We start from the raw sequence: 16124 nt of genomic DNA, 5'->3' as shown, positions 1-16124 counted from the left end.
GAACTGCCGGATTTGGACGAGCTGTTGCTGTGGGCATCACGAAATCCAAATCCACACAGAGATCGGTTACGTGAGCAGGTTGAACGAGGTGAGTTCGGCTTTGACCGCCACTAAACTAGAACGAATGCGTCCTGGGCGACAGTTTGGACGAGTTCGTAGACGGCCTGATCGAGCGTATTGATTGGTTGGCAGTTGATATCGATAACGCCGAACCGTTCGCCTTTGGATTGACAGAGTTCGATGATCTGTTGCGTGACGGCCCCGATGATGAGTGACTTACCTGTCCCTGCGGGACCGTACAGCAGCATATTCGGCGGCCGATTTCCTTGGAGAGTCGGTTTCAAAAACGAGACGACGGACTCGAGCTGGTCGTCACGGCCGACGATTCGCTCCTCGTCGATAATCGTGTCAGGCTCGACGAGGTCCCGGTTGACGAAAACTGATGCCTCCCCCTCATCATCGAGCATATCACGAATCGACCGCTGAGGGCTCTCTTCAGTCGATTCGTGATTTTGACTTGAGTCTCCGGCAGCATCCTCACGGGCGGATTCTAACTGCTGTCCATCCGATGTAGAACTAGTTCCTTCATCAAGGGTGGATTGATCCGCCCCTTCTTGATCACTACCGGCCATATGTCTGCTGTACGCCGGAACACTAAAAAGATTAACCCCCGTCGATGTTTATTCGCCCGTTGTATACAATATTTCCCGTGAATTCAGCTATTTCACGGCTCGTCAGTAAGAACCATCACCGAAGTACATCTGGTGGAAGACCCCCCGTCATCGATGTGTAACGCAAAATCGGCGGCCCTCATATGAATTTGCGTATCTGTGATTGGACTTAGTTGTTCCACCCCCCATCATCGAAGTGCAAGCCACACGTCTGACACCCCCCGTCATCGAAGTGTAAACGCAGGGTCGACCATCCCCCCGTCATCGAAGTGAAAATCGGTTCAGTCTCCGGTTCTCTTGATGTTCACCGTTCGAATTTCATTTTGCACACGGGGTGTTCCCGCTCGACTTGTTACTCAATTCATCTCTTACACGGAGTCCAGTACGTCTGTGTCATCCCACGGATTGTAGGCCATACTCAATATACAAAACCAGCCTAATAACTCTCTATCGTCGGAATACGGCACATTTACACTCTGCACACGGGGTGTGTGATGAGAACCTATCAGTGGATACACTCGTGATCAGGGGTGTGGTCTGTCTCAAATAGAAAAACTATGCTTCAACTGTGGAACCCTGTTCGACTGTTCGTGCCTAAAAACGGCTTTATCGACTATTAACGGCTTAATCTAATCTAAAATTCTTTCTCGTTCCTACTGTTTTCACTCTTGACGAGGGGTGTGTAGTCACCACTTTTCCAAGTGCACCAAAATCAAATAGCACACGGGGTGTGGGAAATCGATAATCGGATGTATTGACCCCCTCATTCGTCCGGATTGACTGGCCCTTTATATTTGGACGTGACCTTGTCCCCCTCTCTCCACTGCCAGTAGTAGTAGCGGTTGTCGTTAATCTCCTTGATCGTGATCGTGGCCTTCGCCGGGACATCGTCCGGCAGATCGTCGGGACGTTCTTCGATTTCGCTTTCATCTGAGTCCTCTTCGAGACGTGCCTCGCGAGCTTTGTGCTCAGCTAGCTCTTCAGCGTAGCGGGCAACGTACTGGAGCTGCTCCGAAGAGGACTCGTTGAGCGTATTGACGAGGTCTGTCGGGAGTTCCGCCGGCGGCGTCGGTGGCTCGTAGGACATCAGCGGTCGCCTCGTGTTAACCAACAAAGACCGCATCGGCATAGATTTGTTGGTTAATCAGATTTCGTCCCGTCACGGGCTGAAGAGTATGAATAGTAAACTATTCACAAATAGCAACTGGGGGCGCTGTCGATGTCAAACCGGTGGCAATCAAAGAAACCTCACCGTAGCGGGGGTCGATAACTCAATTGGTGCTGTGAAACTCACGACTATTCTCTCTCTCTGACTCACGGTAGGAAACGTCGAGATCGAGATCGTCGTACATACGATCGAGCATAGCAAGTGCCGACTGAAACGTCGCATAATGCTCCCGCATGAACGCTATCGTCTCGTGCCGAGAGATGACTGGGTATCCTTCGACGTGGTCGGGGTTGAGCACCGAACGCTCGTTATGGACGACTTGGAGAGGACCTTCAAACGAGTCCTCCGGTCGACGCTCAAATCCTGTCGGGATTCCAAACCGTTCGAAAAAAACGCTGCCAGGCGTCGATGTCCTTCTCAAGGACGGCAAGAAAGAGCGGGTAGTCTCCGGGCTCGCGACCAACCTGATAGCCCCCTTGGGTCCACACGTAGACGGCGTCCACCTGTGTAAAGGCGAAGGGCCAGTCACCGAACTGTGGGAGTACGTACGCCTCTTCGATTGACGGTGGATTCACGGCGGCACCCGTGGCCAGCAGGTCTCGTGCCGCCTTCCGGACGCGATCGTCGGTCACGAACAGTCCGTCATCATATCGAAGATACCCTGCATCCTCTAGTTGATTGACTGCTTGTCGAACCGTTTCGTAGGGGGTGTGGAGATGTTGGGCTACCGTTCGGATTGAATCTCCAGGATTGACTGCGAGCAACACTCTAGCAGCAGTCTCATCAAACGGTTCGTACATCTAATAATTACCAATATCATGGTAACAGTCAAATAGATTACTACACTTTCGGCTATGCCGTTCTGAACGGCCTATGCAATCCGTCTGACTGACTCAAGTCCCGAGACACCAGCCAGTCTGTCTCTGACTTCCTCCTCGCCAGTCGCCGTAGCCCACCGGACCGTAATTTCGACGGTGATGAGTGTGGCCGACAGCTGTGGCTCGATACTATCCAATTCGTCAATCGTGACGTCATCGATAGTTTCGGGCCGCGAGAGACGCTTCTCAGCGTCAGTGACGAGGTCCCCATCCGCGCCGCAGGGGATTCGAATCGTCACGACGGCAATTGTCGTCGATTCTGGGTCGGTGGTATTGGATACTGCCATATTATCATCTCCGTTGAGGCGCGTCTCACGGGCCAGATGTTCGACAACTGTACTCCGAGTGCGCGAGGGACGATTCGAACGCCCGTCTCAGTCGTGGCACGACCGCGTGTTTCCGAACTCCACCACTCGCGCATCTTCAAACAAAAATACGGACAGGGCTAGGTCGGCTCGAACGCCTCGATCTCATCGATAATCTGCTTCGGCTTCTCGGCGTGTTCGATGAACGAGAGGACGTTCTCCGACCACCCCGAGATGTTGTAGACGTTCTCGTAGCCTTCTGGCGTCACCAGGTCGCCGTAGGCCGCGAGATCGACGAGATACAGCGCGGTGTCCGAAGACACCGCGTCCCGATACGCATCGAACGTGTCTTTGACCGTCTGGGAATCGCGGGCCGTGAACGGCGTGTTGTCCCAGATCTGCATATCGGTGAAGACGACGATGCGTTCAACAGCATCCCCTCGGTCGTGGAGGTGCTTGATCGCCTTCCAGCCGTTCGTCGAGTTCCCGACGTCCTCGTCGATCGCCAACACCGCCGCATGGCGCTGCAGGACTGGCGTGTCGACGTGCATCGGAACGGTCTGGAAGTCGTCGCCGAACCCGCCGACGTCAGCACCCTGGTCGGCCAGGATCGCACCGAACAACGCACCGATCTCCTTCAGTCGGAGCGTGCTGTTCGCGGACAGCGGCTGATCCATCGACCCTGACAGGTCGACCGCGACAAAGGTATCGCCGAATCCGCCAGGCACCGTCTCGACCGCGACATCAATTGCGTCTTCGAGCCACTGCTCGACCGTCGGTGCCTGGACATCCGCGTCTTGCAGCGCGGTGTAGGCCTGGTAGTACCGGAACGGGTACAGCGGCGCGTGTCGGACGGCCTCCAGGTCGAGGTGATCTACGACGGTGTCCTCCGGCACGCCGGCTTCGAGCATATTCCGGAGGTTCCGGATCGACGCGAAGATGGGCAGCGTGTACTCGTCGTCCTCGATGAGCAGTTCCCAGGCGGCTTGGGTGTTGCCGCGCTCGGAGATAACCGTCTCCCACGTTTTCGGCGCCGGCAACGGGTCGACGTCGGGATAGTCGTCAAGGCCACCACGCATGAACCGCTCGAAGAGCGCTTCCTGCTCGGCGTCGACGGGCGTGGGGTGGACGCGGTTGAAGACGTCGTGCAGCGTCACCTCGCGCCGCGACAGCTCGTACTTGCCCAGCGTGTAGGCGTCGGCCATCTCCACCAGCGCATCCTCGATCCCGCGTCGAAGCGGCCACGGCGCAGTCCCGCCGAACAGCTGGTCGTGGACAGCGAGGGCGGTCGCCGTCTCGTCCATCCGCTGGATGATCGCTGGTGCCCATTCACGGATGAGCGACTCAGGGGAGTCGTCCTTGAACCGGTCGTCGTTGGCTGCCAGCACGAGCAGGACCTGGGGGATGTCCCGCAGGTAGAGTTCCTGACGCGCGTACGCAGCGAGCTTCAGGACGAACTCCGGGTCCTCGTTTGCGGCGGCATCGAACTGGCGAACGACAGCAGCGAGCTGTTCGTCATCGGTCTCGTAGAACGAGCCCTCCAGCAGCTGGTTGATCGTGCGCTTGTACAGTGCGAGTCGGGGGTCGGCAGGCTCGAACGCTTCCCCACCTTCGTAGTTGGTGGTCCGCGTTGCCTCCGCGACCGTTTGCTTTGGCGTGTTGAATTCCATACTCTCACCCGGAGCCGCAACAGGCGACTCCGATCGTGGCTGCCCACACGCTCTGTGAGCAACGAGTCTCGGGAGCAAAACGTCCCGAACCAGCCTCGCATCGCTCGGCTGGACGTTCCCGGCACGATTCGAACGTGCGACACCCGGCTTCGAAGGCCGGTGCTCTGTCCTAACTGAGCTACGGGAACACGAGTGGCCGGACAATTTCTGGAGCGAACGACGGGATTCGAACCCGTAATGTGCCATCGACGTAGCGCTCCAGATCGACGGCCACTGGCGACACGGCGACCGGAAAACTGTCAGAGCGGAACCGGTGTCGAGCGTCCTCTCGTACGCTCTTTGTCCGGGATGTTCTCGATGGACTGCGCCACCGACAGGATTTGAACCTGCGAGTACCTGGCGAAGCAACGCTCCGACTCGACGGTCGCCACGTGCGATCGGGCAACCGGTGGTGCGACGGGCTATGACTCCCGTTGGTGTGCTTTGCGGGCGAAGAAACGCACCACCTGGACGACCACACGCTTGGGGAAAGCCGACCGTGACGGCGTCACGGATCCGTGGCTGCCCGCTATGTCAGCCACGGAAAAACGCTGTCAGGGCCAGTCTCCCCGAGTGCTCCCGAGGGGAATCGAACCCCTGGCCTCCACCTTGAAGAGGTGGCGTCTCTCGCCAACGGAGACTCCGGGAGCGCGGTAGGGACGAAATCAAGCGCTGAGGTGCGGTGGACACCCACGGATTATCGCAGGCGTTCGAAGCCCTCGAGTTGCCCGTGCGTGAACGTCACTTGATACGTGACGAGTGTATCGAGATCCTCGAAGGAGTGTTTGAGCTTAAAACGGCCGTGGTAATCGTCTCGTTCGATCCAGCCGTCGTGGACTCGGTTCCGACAGCCGGCCATGTAGAGGAGATCTTCCTCGCCGACGTCGTCACGGCTCGCGTATGGCCGGTCTTCCGGCGGGACCGCTTCGGTGTGCCACTCCTCTTCGAGGAGCCGACCGGCCGCCGTAATCCGAAATGTGGTCATAGTCGGTCGATCGATGCCTTTCGTCTGCCAGTCGACGTCCTCGGCAGGAGCAAGCCCGTCGGGGTACTCCGGTAGGTGGACGTCGTCGTAGAGTTCGACTGTATCGAATAGCCCCATTGTTGTCCTCTATTGCGGGACCAGGAGTCGAACCTGGATCTCGGGGATATGAGCCCCGTGGACTGCCATTATCCCATCCCGCAGCACACAATTCGGAACTCACTCATGGGCATCTCTCAGTTCTCCACAGCTGTCCGTCCCTCAGTCCCGTCGGCTGGAAGTGAGAGGTCTCGGACTGTTGGAGAATGCTCCAGCCCGGACTCGAACCGGGGGCCCGACCGTGAGAGCGCCGTGAGTTTGGCCGCTACTCCACTGGAGCGGGTTGCCCTCGTCTGGAACGGATCGTCCGCCAGTGGATGGATGGCGGTCACCTCGTTCCGTGGAAGTATGCACCGTCCTCGGTGACACAGATTTCCACGCTTCCAATCGTGTCGATGGACGTTGTTTCACCGAGCGGGACGTGACGGAACGCTTCCTCCTCGCAGGCAGGGCAGACATTCGTTGTCATGACGCCGCGACCCGGATTCGAACCGGGAGACCGATAGCAGACGGCCACGGCATAGCAGACCGCTGGGTTCCCCAATACCCAGTCACGGCACAGTGAGCCGACGCGGATTCGAACCTCGGTCCTGTGCGCCCAAGGCACAGATCATCGTCCGCTGGACCATCGGCTCACGGGACTGCCGAGCGTTCGGCAGCTGATTATCTATCTGTACGATTTTCCAACTGCGCAACCGCGACCGAGTAGTCGTGGTTGCGCGTCTCATCGCGGGGGCGTACTTCGGGTGCTCCCGGGAATACCACACCGGCTCATGTAGGTTGCAGACCCTGCTGGGCCCAGCATCGTGGGAACGATCCAGCTGATCGCACCAACGCGCTGCCTACCTCGATGGGTATCCCCACGTGGCCACGCCACACATCCACGCCGACGCCGGGATTTGAACCCGGATCACGGCCGTGACAGGACCGTATGCTCGCCGGATTACACCACGTCGGCATGCAGTCGCCCCGGCCGGAATCGAACCGGCGACCTCCGGATTCAAAGTCCGGCGTCCCTCGCCAGCGGAGACTCCGGGGCTCGACGTAGCCGCAGCTCTCGCTGCGGAGTTGTTGGCTAACGACTTCCGTACGCTCAGCGCGGACGGAGTCCGCTCGCTCCTGTATCGAAACGAACGGAAACCAATCAGCCGCGAGCCTGGCATCCCGCACTCGCATCAGTCTGTGTCCTGAGCGAGTACTGGGCACAGGCAGGCGGCAATCCCGTGTTCCCCGACCCGTGACGGGTAGTCCGTATGGGGGCCGAGTTATGCGGGTGAGAGTGTCCGGCCGTCGCCGGAGTGCGTCGAACTCTCGTATTCGAAGTCGACGTGGATCCGGCGGTTTGCGCCCGGGCTCTTCGCACGCTGATCTTGTAGGCACTCGCCGAACACGGGACTCGCGGCTAAGCGAGAACGAGCACGCCGCGGGGTGAGGCGAGTGATGATCATCGTGTTGAACTCTCTCGGTTTGAGGGGTGTATCGGACGTCAGGCTGGAATATCGTGGCAATTGTATTAAAATTAGTCAGGGTGTGTTACCCACAGGCACGGCAGTCACACTTCAACAAGCGGTTGCACACGACGTTTATTGCTCTAATATCGGCTGTCGTCGCTAGCCGGACGCTGACCGGTGTTCTCGGTTGGACCCACAGAAACTATTTACAGGCTATCGAGGCGAATGCCCCGGGGCTGAATCTGACACTCCGCGACACTAACAATCAAGTACCAACACAGCGATAATCACGTACAGCGATGTGGTATGACTACCGCTTCCGCGCCTATCCTGACCGAACAGGCGTGACTGCGGAAGTGCAACGCCACATTGACATCCACCGCCAAGCTTACAACCACACCCGCTACGAATACAACGCCCTCGACACCGACGAAGACAACATCGGTTCGGCGTACCAACACCAGAAACGCCTCACCGAGTGGAAAGACGAATGGCTCGTATTCTCCGAAGTCCACTCGAAAGCGCTGCAGAAAACCGTCGAACGCTTCTACGACAACCTCTCAACCCTCTCCGAGAAGAAGCAGAACGGGCACAAGGTTGGGTGGCTCAAGTGGAAGTCACCGCGAGAGTATCAGAGTATGACGTACTCGCAGTCTGGTTTCGAACTCAAAAACACGAGTGGTCGGACTGCAACGCTCTGGCTCTCCAAAATCGGTGACATCCCCATTCGCTACCACCACGAAATCCCCGATAACGCCACTATCAAAGAAGTCACGTTGAAAAAGGAGACGACTGGTGAGTGGTACGTCACGTTCGGCCTCGAAGTCGAAGACACTCCACTCCTCGAGAAACCCGACGTAGACGACTTGGATGCAGAGGGTTGCGTTGGCATCGACCTCGGCATCAACAACTACATGTACACGAGCGATGGCAACAGCGTAGGCTGGCTCGACCTTTCCGACGAGTACGAACGCCTACGTCGGGAACAACGCAATCTCTCCCAGAAAGAACACGGGAGTAACAACTGGGAGAAACAACGCCGTGAGGTCGCCAAGGTCAAGCGTCGAATCAAACGGAAGGTCGAGGACTTCCAGCACAAGCTCACGACGTGGCTCGTCAAGACGTATGACGCCGTGCTTGTGGAGGATTTGAACGTCGCGGGGATGCTCCAAAGCGACGGAAATTCACGGAACAAGCAGGACGCCGCGTGGCGCGGATTCATCGAGATGCTGGAGTACAAGGGCGACCTGTACGGCACGCACGTCGTCCAAGTGAACCCTGCGGGGACGACCAAGGAGTGTGCGGAGTGTGGTGTTGAGACGGAGAAGCCGTTGTGGGTTCGGGAACACAGTTGTCCGAGTTGTGGGTTTGAGGCGGACAGGGACGCGAATGCGTCGTACAACATTCTTTCTCGTGGGCTTCAGGAGTTAGGTTTGGGACAGGCCGAAGTCACGCCCGTGGAGACTGCGACCGCTGTGGAAACCGATGGAGGTCAGTCTTCGTCGGTTCCTGCAAGTCGTGTCGTTGAAACGGGAAGCCTCGGGGCTTGACCCCGAGACGGTTCACAGCCCAGCGTTCGGATCCACTCCCGATTGAATACGACATTCAGAATGACGTGACGTACCACGAGATCGAGTGGCTCGATGAGTATCGGCGCCTGTTCACGTCACCTCTCGAGTAGTTTGACTCGCAGATCGAATTGTCTCTCCGAAATACGTTTGTGCAAACGCCTCACCATTTGACGACCCACACTGAGCGTCCGGTATCTGTATTCCATCCCCACCGATATGGTTATAAACACATCGGTGGAATTGGAATATATGAGAGAAGCGGAGCTACGGGTAATCGACTGTTTGCGGGATCAGTCCTACTCTGTTGGCGAATTAGCCGATGCAATCGATAACAGTCAGAGCTGGACGTCGGAGGTTGTTGGCGACCTCGAAAACGCCCATCTTGTAGACCGAACTGACGGCGTCCAACTGGCCCCCACATACGAAGCATCACTGCTTGCCGAGCTCCTCGACCGCTACGCACTCGAGAACGTGCTGATAGGGACGAAAGAGGACATCTTGGGTGCGCTGCTCGACGGTCCGAAGACGATTTCGGAGTTACAAACACAGGGCTTCGCCAAGTCCACGCTCTACAAGCATTTGAACGAGATCCAGGAGACGGGTGCGATCGCACACACGGACGACGGGTATGCTATCACCGATGACACGCTTCGGTCGTTCCTCGAAGCGAGAACCCGAACGACACCGTTCGAAACCGAATATCGCGCGAACGGCGACCGACTGGTCGCAACGAGCAAGGACACCGTCGATGGGACGCCGACTGCGTTCTCGGCGTTCACTCGCTACGGTGTTGACTATCACCCAGCGAAGACCTACGTCTATCAAGGTGATCGGTCGCTGGGACTCGAGGAGGTTCTGATCCATGCGGTGACCGTCGCTGAGAACAAGAAACAGATGGCGATGGCTGGCGTATTCTATCTGACCCACCGCGCGAGCCTCGACGCCAGCGACCTGTGGCGGCTCGCAAACAGGTGGGAGTGCGTCGAGAAATGGGCAGATCTCTTTGCATACATCGACCAGCGGGAGGTCCACCACGATGAGCTCTTTCTCCCGTGGGAGGAATTCATCGATCTCGCGAACGATTATGGGGTCTATCCGCGCGGCCAACATCCGGAAGATAGCCTTCGACGGGGGCTCGAAGAGCTTAGCGACCACCTGGAGACGCCTGTCGACGTGTATCTTCTCGGAGGCGGCAACCTCATTCTGCGTGGGTTGAAAGATTCGACGAAAGACGTCGACATCGTCGTTGAGGACGGACAGACGTTCTTTGCAATCGCCGAAGCGCTTCAGGACCTGGGATACGAGGAGCGTAGTGACTTGGAAGCGGCATACAACCAGCTTGATCCCAGTATTGTGCTGGAGAAGGAAGGGTTTCCGCGCTGGGATATTTTCGTGGAGGCGGTCGCCGGCCAGCTCCAGTTGACGCCGGCGATGATCGAGCGGTGCGACCAATCATTCGAGTACGGCGATCTTCACGTACATCTGCTCTCGCTGACCGATATCTTCGTGTTCAAATCGATTACGGAACGCGAAGGCGATCTCGAAGATGCCGCACTGATCGCCAGACAAGCCGACCTCGACTGGGAGAGCATCTTCCGAGAGATCAAGACCCAGGAAGATCGCACTGGCCAATTCTTCTCGTTTGCTGTGCTCGATACGCTCGATGTCCTCGACGAGCGACACAATATTGTCGCGCCAATCACGGACCGGCTCGTCTCGTACTGTCTCGAGAACGCGCTACTCGTCTCGTTGGACGCCCCGAAAACAATCGAAGACCTCCGAGAAGAGCTAGATTTCCCCGATCATCAGATCTATAACAAACTCCGGAAGCTCGAAGAGGAAGGACAGATCATCGTCGATCGTAGCGGTCGGCTCAATACGTACCAGCGAGTTAAATCAACTGACCGGTAACGCTACACCAAGAGTGAACTACCCCACCCTACTCGCTCACGGCTACCGCCGTTCGCTCCTTGAGGGTGGGGCTTCCTGTTTCAACGACGCACTTTGCGTCCACGATGTTGGACGACCCACCAGTCGTGGACGTAGGGAGTGCAGTCTCCGCAGGCGTCACTTCGGCGTGTCCCAAACCTAGCTCCTGAAGACCACGTTGAAGCACGTTGTACGCGGCGTTCTCGTCACGGTCAGTCTCGAACCCACAGGTCGGGCAGGAATGCTCGCGCACCCACAACTCCTTCTCAACCTCGACACCGCACTTGGCACACTCTTGGGTCGTGCCTTCAGATTCGACTTTCACGAAATGTGTGCCCTCTCGGTCGCACTTGTATTCGAGGAAGTCGATGAACGTCCGCCACGACGCCGACGCTCGGTTCCGACTGTTCAACGGCAGTTGCATCATCCCGTGAACGTCGAGGTCTTCCACCGCTACGAGGTCGTACTCCCGAGCGTAGTACGCCGACAACTTGTGCAGGAAGTCTCGACGCTTCCGTACGATGTGGGCGTGGATGCGGGCCATGCGGCGGCGTTGCTCGTGCCAGTTCTGCGAGTCTTCCTGTTTGCGGCTCAACGCTCGCTGCTCGCGTTTGAGCCGCTCGTACTCAGATTCGAGGTCAAGACTGCCGACCATCGTGCTGTCGGTGTCGTGGGCGTACTTGATGATGCCCACGTCGCTGCCGACCGAGCTTCCCGGTCGGCAGCTTCCGCAATCTCGCCTTGGTAGAGATTCTTCACGAACCCGAGACGCCGAATCCTGTGTTTGTCTTCGGCATCGCGGAGAAGCTCGTCGAGCTTCTCCTCTGAGATGTGACGCTTGATCTCTTTGCGTCGCTCGCGTCCCATTGCCAGCACATCGAACCGACCCCACAAAAGATTCCTCACCCATTAGCGCGGTGCCCTTGCCCCCTTCGACTTTCAGCCGCAGCTCTCGCAATCAACAATCTACTTCCCAAGAGCGCTGGTGCAAAGATCCCGATAGCAGCGGAATTCACACAAGCCAAGCAAGCGAATCAGGAGACTGCGATGCGCGTCACATGTGACGCGCTCGCCGTCGATACACCGATCTGGATGCTTGGAGACAGCGCCTACGATATTCTTGACTGGCACGACCACCTGCTGGCCGCAGGAGTCGTACCAGTCGCTCCGTACAACCCGCGAAACACCGATGACCCGCTGGACATCGAGTACAGAGTTGAAGACCGCATTGAGGAACACAGCAAGGACGTTCAGCTGAAACAATCTATCTTGGACGAGACGTACAACAACCGGACAGGCGTCGAACGAACCAACGACGCGGTCAAGGACTGCGGCCTCGGGCACGTCCGCGCCCGAGGCCGCGTCCACGCACGAACAGAAGTGTTCGTTGCGCTCTGCCTCCGGCTCGTTGTTGCAATCACCAACTACGAGCGAGGAAACGGTCCGGGCTGTGAGAAGCTATGAGTTGGATTCTATGACAGGCTCCTAAGAGTATCTCTTTTGATACTTGGGTCAGCAACTTTATGATACGAAATTAAGTAGATTCGATATTGTGTCCGAGATGTCGCGTATTACTGTCCTCCACGTTGATGATGAACCAGATTTCTTGGATGTGGCAGCCGAACTTCTTGAGCAGCGGTTTAGCGATTTCAATGTTATAACTGAGACAAGCGGTACTGAAGCGTTAGAACGACTCGCAGCAAGTGACGTTGATTGCATCGTCAGCGATTACCGGATGCCTGGGCAGGACGGTATTGAACTGCTTGAAGCCGTCCGCGAGAAGTATCCTGATGTACCGTTTATTCTGTTTACTGGGGAAGGGAATGAAGCAGTCGCAAGCGATGCCATTGCTGCAGGCGCAACCGATTACCTTCGAAAAGGCCACGGCACAGAGCGATACGAATTACTGGCAAATCGCATCGAAAATGCCGTTGACCAGTATCGTACTAGCCAGCAAGCTGCCGAACTTGAGCGGGTTCGTACCCTCGCAAGCAGTGTCGATCAGGCACTCATCCGAGCGGACTCGATTGCAGAAATTAAAACCCGCGTCTGTGAAATCATTAGCGAGTCCGATCCCTACCTTTTTGCGTGGATTGGCGAGCGTGATCCCACCACAGATCGGATTGAGCCCTGCGCCTATGCCGGCGTTGAAGAGTCGTACTTAGAGAACATTACTGTCACTGCTGACGATTCACCTACTGGACAGGGGCCCGCAGGTACGGCTATCCGGGAGCGACGTATCGCTGCCTCACAGAACATTCGAAACGACCCGGAATTCGAGGCTTGGCGGGACGAAGCACTTGAGCGGGGGTACAAAAGTTGTGCCGCGGTTCCACTAGAATACGATGGCACGTTGTACGGTCTTCTGAGTGTGTACTCGTCTCGCTCGTTTGCCTTTTGTGAGAGCGAGCAGGCGCTGCTCAGTGAACTTGGGGACAACATCTCCCATGCCGTGCATTCGCTGAAGATTCGTGATGAGCTGCGTGCAGAGCGGACCTTCATCGACCAAGCACTTGACTCGCTTGCGGACATCTTCTATGTTCTCGATCCTGAGGGCCGTATTCAGCGCTGTAATGAACAGTTCACGACGGTGGCCGGAGATAACAAAGAACAGAGTACGAACCCTGATGCGGTCACCTTCTTTCCGGCAGACGAACAGGATGCAGTTGCCAGCGCAATTAAGGAGGCACTCACTACGGGGCAAACAACCGTCGAAGCAGACTTGCTTACTGGAGACGGCAAGCGGATTCCGTATGAATTCACTGTCGGCCGCTTAACAGATCAAGACGGCAATCTAAGAGGACTCGTTGGCACTGGCCGCAATATCTCCGAACGCAACAAGCGTGAACGAGAGCTAGAGGATCAAAAAGAACAGCTAGAGCAGTTTGCTGCCACTGTTAGCCATGATTTACGGAACCCGCTAAACGTGATCAGCGGCCGCCTGGACCTCGTTCAGGAGGAGTGTACAACCGAGCATCTTGACGTGATCGAAACAGCGACTGACCGAATGGAGCGTATTATCGAGGACCTTCTGTGGCTGACTCGTAAGCAACGGGAGATTGGATCACAGGAACCAGTTGCGATTGAAACTGCTGCTGAGGCTGCATGGAATATTGCAGCTGATCCCATTGATGAGGCTGAGATGTATTGCGATTGTGAGGGCGATGGACAGATGCTGATCAGAGCAGACGTGGATCAATTCCAGCACCTCTTGGAAAACCTGTTCAGGAACGCAATTGACCACGCTGGCTTGGATGTTACTGTCGTCGTTGGCAAGATTTCCAGTGACAGTGCCGGGTTCTATATCGAAGATGATGGGCCTGGGATTCCTGCTGAGGAGCGTGAGAAGGTGTTTAAGCCGGGGTATTCGAGCTCTGAATCAGGCACTGGGATCGGACTCAACATCGCCAAGCGGGTCGTTGAGGCTCATGGATGGGACATTCGTGTGACTGAAAGCTCGATCGGTGGGACACGATTTGAGATTACTGGCTTAGAGACAATTGAGTGACGGGCAGTCTTCCCTGCGCATAACACACACTGCGAGAGTCCCACTCCAGTCGGCGCCCATCCATTCATGTCCAGTATCGCCCGAAATAGCCAGTACGAGTCACTGACTACTGTTCAGTCAGTTTGAACCGCGTGTACAGTATTCCGTCTTGATATAAGAGCAGCGATAACACCTGCTTCTGGATACGTCAGGTCGGCGGCATCCTGAGCGAGGGCGAACCAGCCGTCGACCGCTACTATGAGTTCCTCCGGAGCGGCTTCCGGGAGTACCCGCTGGAACTGCGGCGCGGCGCCGGCGCCGACATGGCAAGTCCCGACCCCGTCGAGTCGGTACTGTCGACCTACGACGCCTACCTCGACGAGTTCGCCGACCTGCTGTCACGGGGCCGCGTCAGTTGAGGTTTATCGCGACGGTCTTGGTCTGGCGGTACTCGTCCAACGCCTCGGCGCCGCACTCGCGGCCGATGCCCGAACGCTTGTACCCGCCAAAGGCGAGTCCTGGAGCGAACCGTGCGTAGTCGTTGACCCAGACCGTCCCGGCCTTGATGTCGGCGGCGGCCCGGTGGGCCAGCGAGAGGTCCGTCGTCGCCACGGCGGCGGCCAGCCCGTAGTCCACGTCGTTTGCCAACGCGATGGCCTCGGCGTAGTCGCCGAACTCGATAACGGCCGCGACGGGGCCGAACACCTCCTCCTGTGCGAGCCGGCTGTCGTTGTCGACGCCGTCAAAGATGGTCGGTTCGTGGAACCAACCTGGCCCGTCGAGGCCCGCGCCCCCTTGGACGAGGTCCGCGCCGCCGTCTCGGCCGATTTCGACGTAGTCGCGCACCTTCTCGTACTGCTGTTCCGACGATAGCGGCCCGACTGTTGTCCCTTCGTCGAGAGGGTCGCCGACGCTCCACTCGGCGGCCGCGTCGAGGAAGTGGTCGAGGAACTCCGCGTGGATGTCCTCGTGGACCAGCGTCCGAGAGAGTGCGTCACAGGACTGCCCGACGTTGTAGAAGATCCCCTCGGCGGCCGTCGCGGCCGCCGCCTCTACGTCGGCGTCGGGGAAGACGACAAAGGGCGACTTCCCGCCGAGTTCGAGCGTCACCGGCGTGATGTTTTCCGCCGCGGCCCCCATCACCAGCTCCCCGGTTGAGTCCTCCCCGGTGAACGAGAGCTTGTCGACGCCGGGGTGGCTCGTCAGCGCTGCCCCGGCCTCGTCGCCGAGCCCGTGGACGACGTTCAGCGCACCGTCGGGGAGGATGCCCGCCGCCAGTTGGGCCAGCCGGGTTGTCGTCAGCGGGGTCGACTCCGCAGGCTTCAACACGACGGCGTTCCCGGCCGCCAGCACCGGGCCAAGCCTCCAACTGGTCAGTAACACGGGATAGTTCCATGGGACAACGAGACCGGCGACGCCGTAGGGTTCGGCCCGGTTGTAGGCGTGGGTGTCCTCCCCGACAGGGACCCGGTCGTCGGTGTCGCCGTGCAGGAGGTAGGCATAGTACTCGATGTACCCGATGCCCTCGTCGATTTCCGCGGCCGCGAACGCCTCCGGTTTCCCAGTGTCGAGCGACTCCAGTCGCGCCAGTTCGTCCGCGTGGTCGCGGAGTTCGGCAGCCCATGCGAGCAGTCGGTCGGCGCGCTCGGTGTGATCCAGCGCGCCCCACTCGCCCTCGAACGCCCCGCGAGCGGCGTCGACGGCTGCGTCGATTTCGGACGCGCCCCCGCGGGGAACGGTCGTGATCGGCGCGTCGACCGCGGGGTCGCGCGTCGTGAGCGTGTTGCCGCTGTCGGCCGGCCGCGCCCGTCTATCCACAGCGGGAACTGTCGATCGCTTGTCGCCGCCGCGATGGCCTGTTCGTGTCGGTCGTA

General features: G+C 58.1%; 9 protein-coding genes, 9 tRNA genes and 5 pseudogenes. 4 read left to right on the top strand and 19 right to left on the bottom strand.

The window, feature by feature from the left end; translation table 11 throughout:
• Nucleotides 1–128: 128 nt before the first annotated feature.
• The 16 genes and pseudogenes from D3D01_RS24640 to D3D01_RS18395 all read right to left on the bottom strand — a co-directional run.
• A pseudogene (locus tag D3D01_RS24640) lies at nt 129–632 on the bottom strand (AAA family ATPase); the annotation flags it as partial.
• Between the two features lie 802 nt (nt 633–1434).
• Nucleotides 1435–1758 (bottom strand): hypothetical protein, encoded by a 324-nt coding sequence (locus D3D01_RS18455; RefSeq protein ID WP_121513260.1) that lies wholly within the window; start codon nt 1756–1758, stop codon nt 1435–1437.
• Nucleotides 1759–1942: 184 nt separating this feature from the next.
• Nucleotides 1943–2639 (bottom strand): annotated as a pseudogene (locus D3D01_RS18450) (MarR family transcriptional regulator).
• A gap of 71 nt (nt 2640–2710) precedes the next feature.
• The gene (locus D3D01_RS18445) at nt 2711–3004 is read right to left on the bottom strand and encodes a hypothetical protein (protein WP_121513259.1); all 294 of its coding nucleotides are present in this window, start codon (nt 3002–3004) and stop codon (nt 2711–2713) included.
• Nucleotides 3005–3063: 59 nt separating this feature from the next.
• A tRNA-Gly gene (locus tag D3D01_RS18440) sits at nt 3064–3136 on the bottom strand.
• A 26-nt stretch (nt 3137–3162) separates the two neighbouring features.
• Entirely contained in the window at nt 3163–4692 is a 1530-nt protein-coding gene (locus tag D3D01_RS18435) for a TROVE domain-containing protein (RefSeq protein WP_121513258.1), read from the bottom strand.
• A gap of 113 nt (nt 4693–4805) precedes the next feature.
• Nucleotides 4806–4880: transfer RNA gene (locus tag D3D01_RS18430), tRNA-Arg, on the bottom strand.
• Between the two features lie 425 nt (nt 4881–5305).
• Nucleotides 5306–5381: transfer RNA gene (locus D3D01_RS18425), tRNA-Glu, on the bottom strand.
• A gap of 47 nt (nt 5382–5428) precedes the next feature.
• A complete protein-coding gene (locus D3D01_RS18420) occupies nt 5429–5833 on the bottom strand; it encodes a hypothetical protein (protein WP_121513257.1) in 405 nt (134 codons plus the stop codon).
• 12 nt (nt 5834–5845) lie between these two features.
• Nucleotides 5846–5916, bottom strand: a tRNA-Met gene (locus tag D3D01_RS18415).
• A 103-nt stretch (nt 5917–6019) separates the two neighbouring features.
• Nucleotides 6020–6092 (bottom strand) — tRNA-Glu (locus tag D3D01_RS18410).
• 48 nt (nt 6093–6140) lie between these two features.
• On the bottom strand, nt 6141–6281 hold the full coding sequence (locus D3D01_RS23785; RefSeq protein WP_157969412.1) for a hypothetical protein: 141 nt from the start codon (nt 6279–6281) through the stop codon (nt 6141–6143).
• A 2-nt stretch (nt 6282–6283) separates the two neighbouring features.
• A tRNA-Ser gene (locus tag D3D01_RS23780) sits at nt 6284–6370 on the bottom strand.
• 4 nt (nt 6371–6374) lie between these two features.
• Nucleotides 6375–6447: transfer RNA gene (locus D3D01_RS18405), tRNA-Pro, on the bottom strand.
• 249 nt (nt 6448–6696) lie between these two features.
• Nucleotides 6697–6770 (bottom strand) — tRNA-Asp (locus tag D3D01_RS18400).
• Between the two features lie 6 nt (nt 6771–6776).
• Nucleotides 6777–6852 (bottom strand) — tRNA-Gln (locus D3D01_RS18395).
• 710 nt (nt 6853–7562) lie between these two features.
• Here D3D01_RS18395 and D3D01_RS18390 point away from each other — a divergent pair.
• Entirely contained in the window at nt 7563–8813 is a 1251-nt protein-coding gene (locus D3D01_RS18390) for an RNA-guided endonuclease TnpB family protein (RefSeq protein ID WP_121513256.1), read from the top strand.
• Between the two features lie 270 nt (nt 8814–9083).
• A complete protein-coding gene (locus D3D01_RS18385) occupies nt 9084–10745 on the top strand; it encodes a winged helix-turn-helix domain-containing protein (protein WP_121513255.1) in 1662 nt (553 codons plus the stop codon).
• 28 nt (nt 10746–10773) lie between these two features.
• Here D3D01_RS18385 and D3D01_RS18380 read toward each other — a convergent pair.
• Together D3D01_RS18380 and D3D01_RS18375 are read right to left on the bottom strand one after the other, a co-directional pair.
• Nucleotides 10774–11481: pseudogene (locus tag D3D01_RS18380) on the bottom strand (RNA-guided endonuclease InsQ/TnpB family protein); the annotation flags it as partial.
• A pseudogene (locus tag D3D01_RS18375) lies at nt 11451–11630 on the bottom strand (IS630 family transposase); the annotation flags it as partial. The pseudogenes D3D01_RS18375 and D3D01_RS18380, both read right to left, overlap by 31 nt.
• Before the next feature lie 111 nt (nt 11631–11741).
• On the opposite strand from D3D01_RS18375, the pseudogene D3D01_RS18370 reads away from it, so the two are divergent.
• Nucleotides 11742–12227 (top strand): annotated as a pseudogene (locus tag D3D01_RS18370) (transposase); the annotation flags it as partial.
• A 97-nt stretch (nt 12228–12324) separates the two neighbouring features.
• Nucleotides 12325–14271, top strand: coding sequence for a response regulator (locus D3D01_RS18365; RefSeq protein WP_121513266.1), 1947 nt, complete (start codon nt 12325–12327; stop codon nt 14269–14271).
• 390 nt (nt 14272–14661) lie between these two features.
• Here D3D01_RS18365 and D3D01_RS18355 read toward each other — a convergent pair whose 3' ends face one another.
• Complete coding sequence (locus D3D01_RS18355; protein WP_199725453.1) at nt 14662–16068, bottom strand: aldehyde dehydrogenase; 1407 nt, start codon at nt 16066–16068, stop codon at nt 14662–14664.
• Nucleotides 16069–16124: the final 56 nt, after the last annotated feature.

This window comes from Haloarcula sp. Atlit-7R (assembly GCF_003666065.1).
Lineage (GTDB): Archaea > Halobacteriota > Halobacteria > Halobacteriales > Haloarculaceae > Haloarcula > Haloarcula taiwanensis.
The sequence above is the reverse complement of the archived record's forward strand: the minus strand, read 5'-3'. Positions and strand labels throughout refer to the sequence as shown.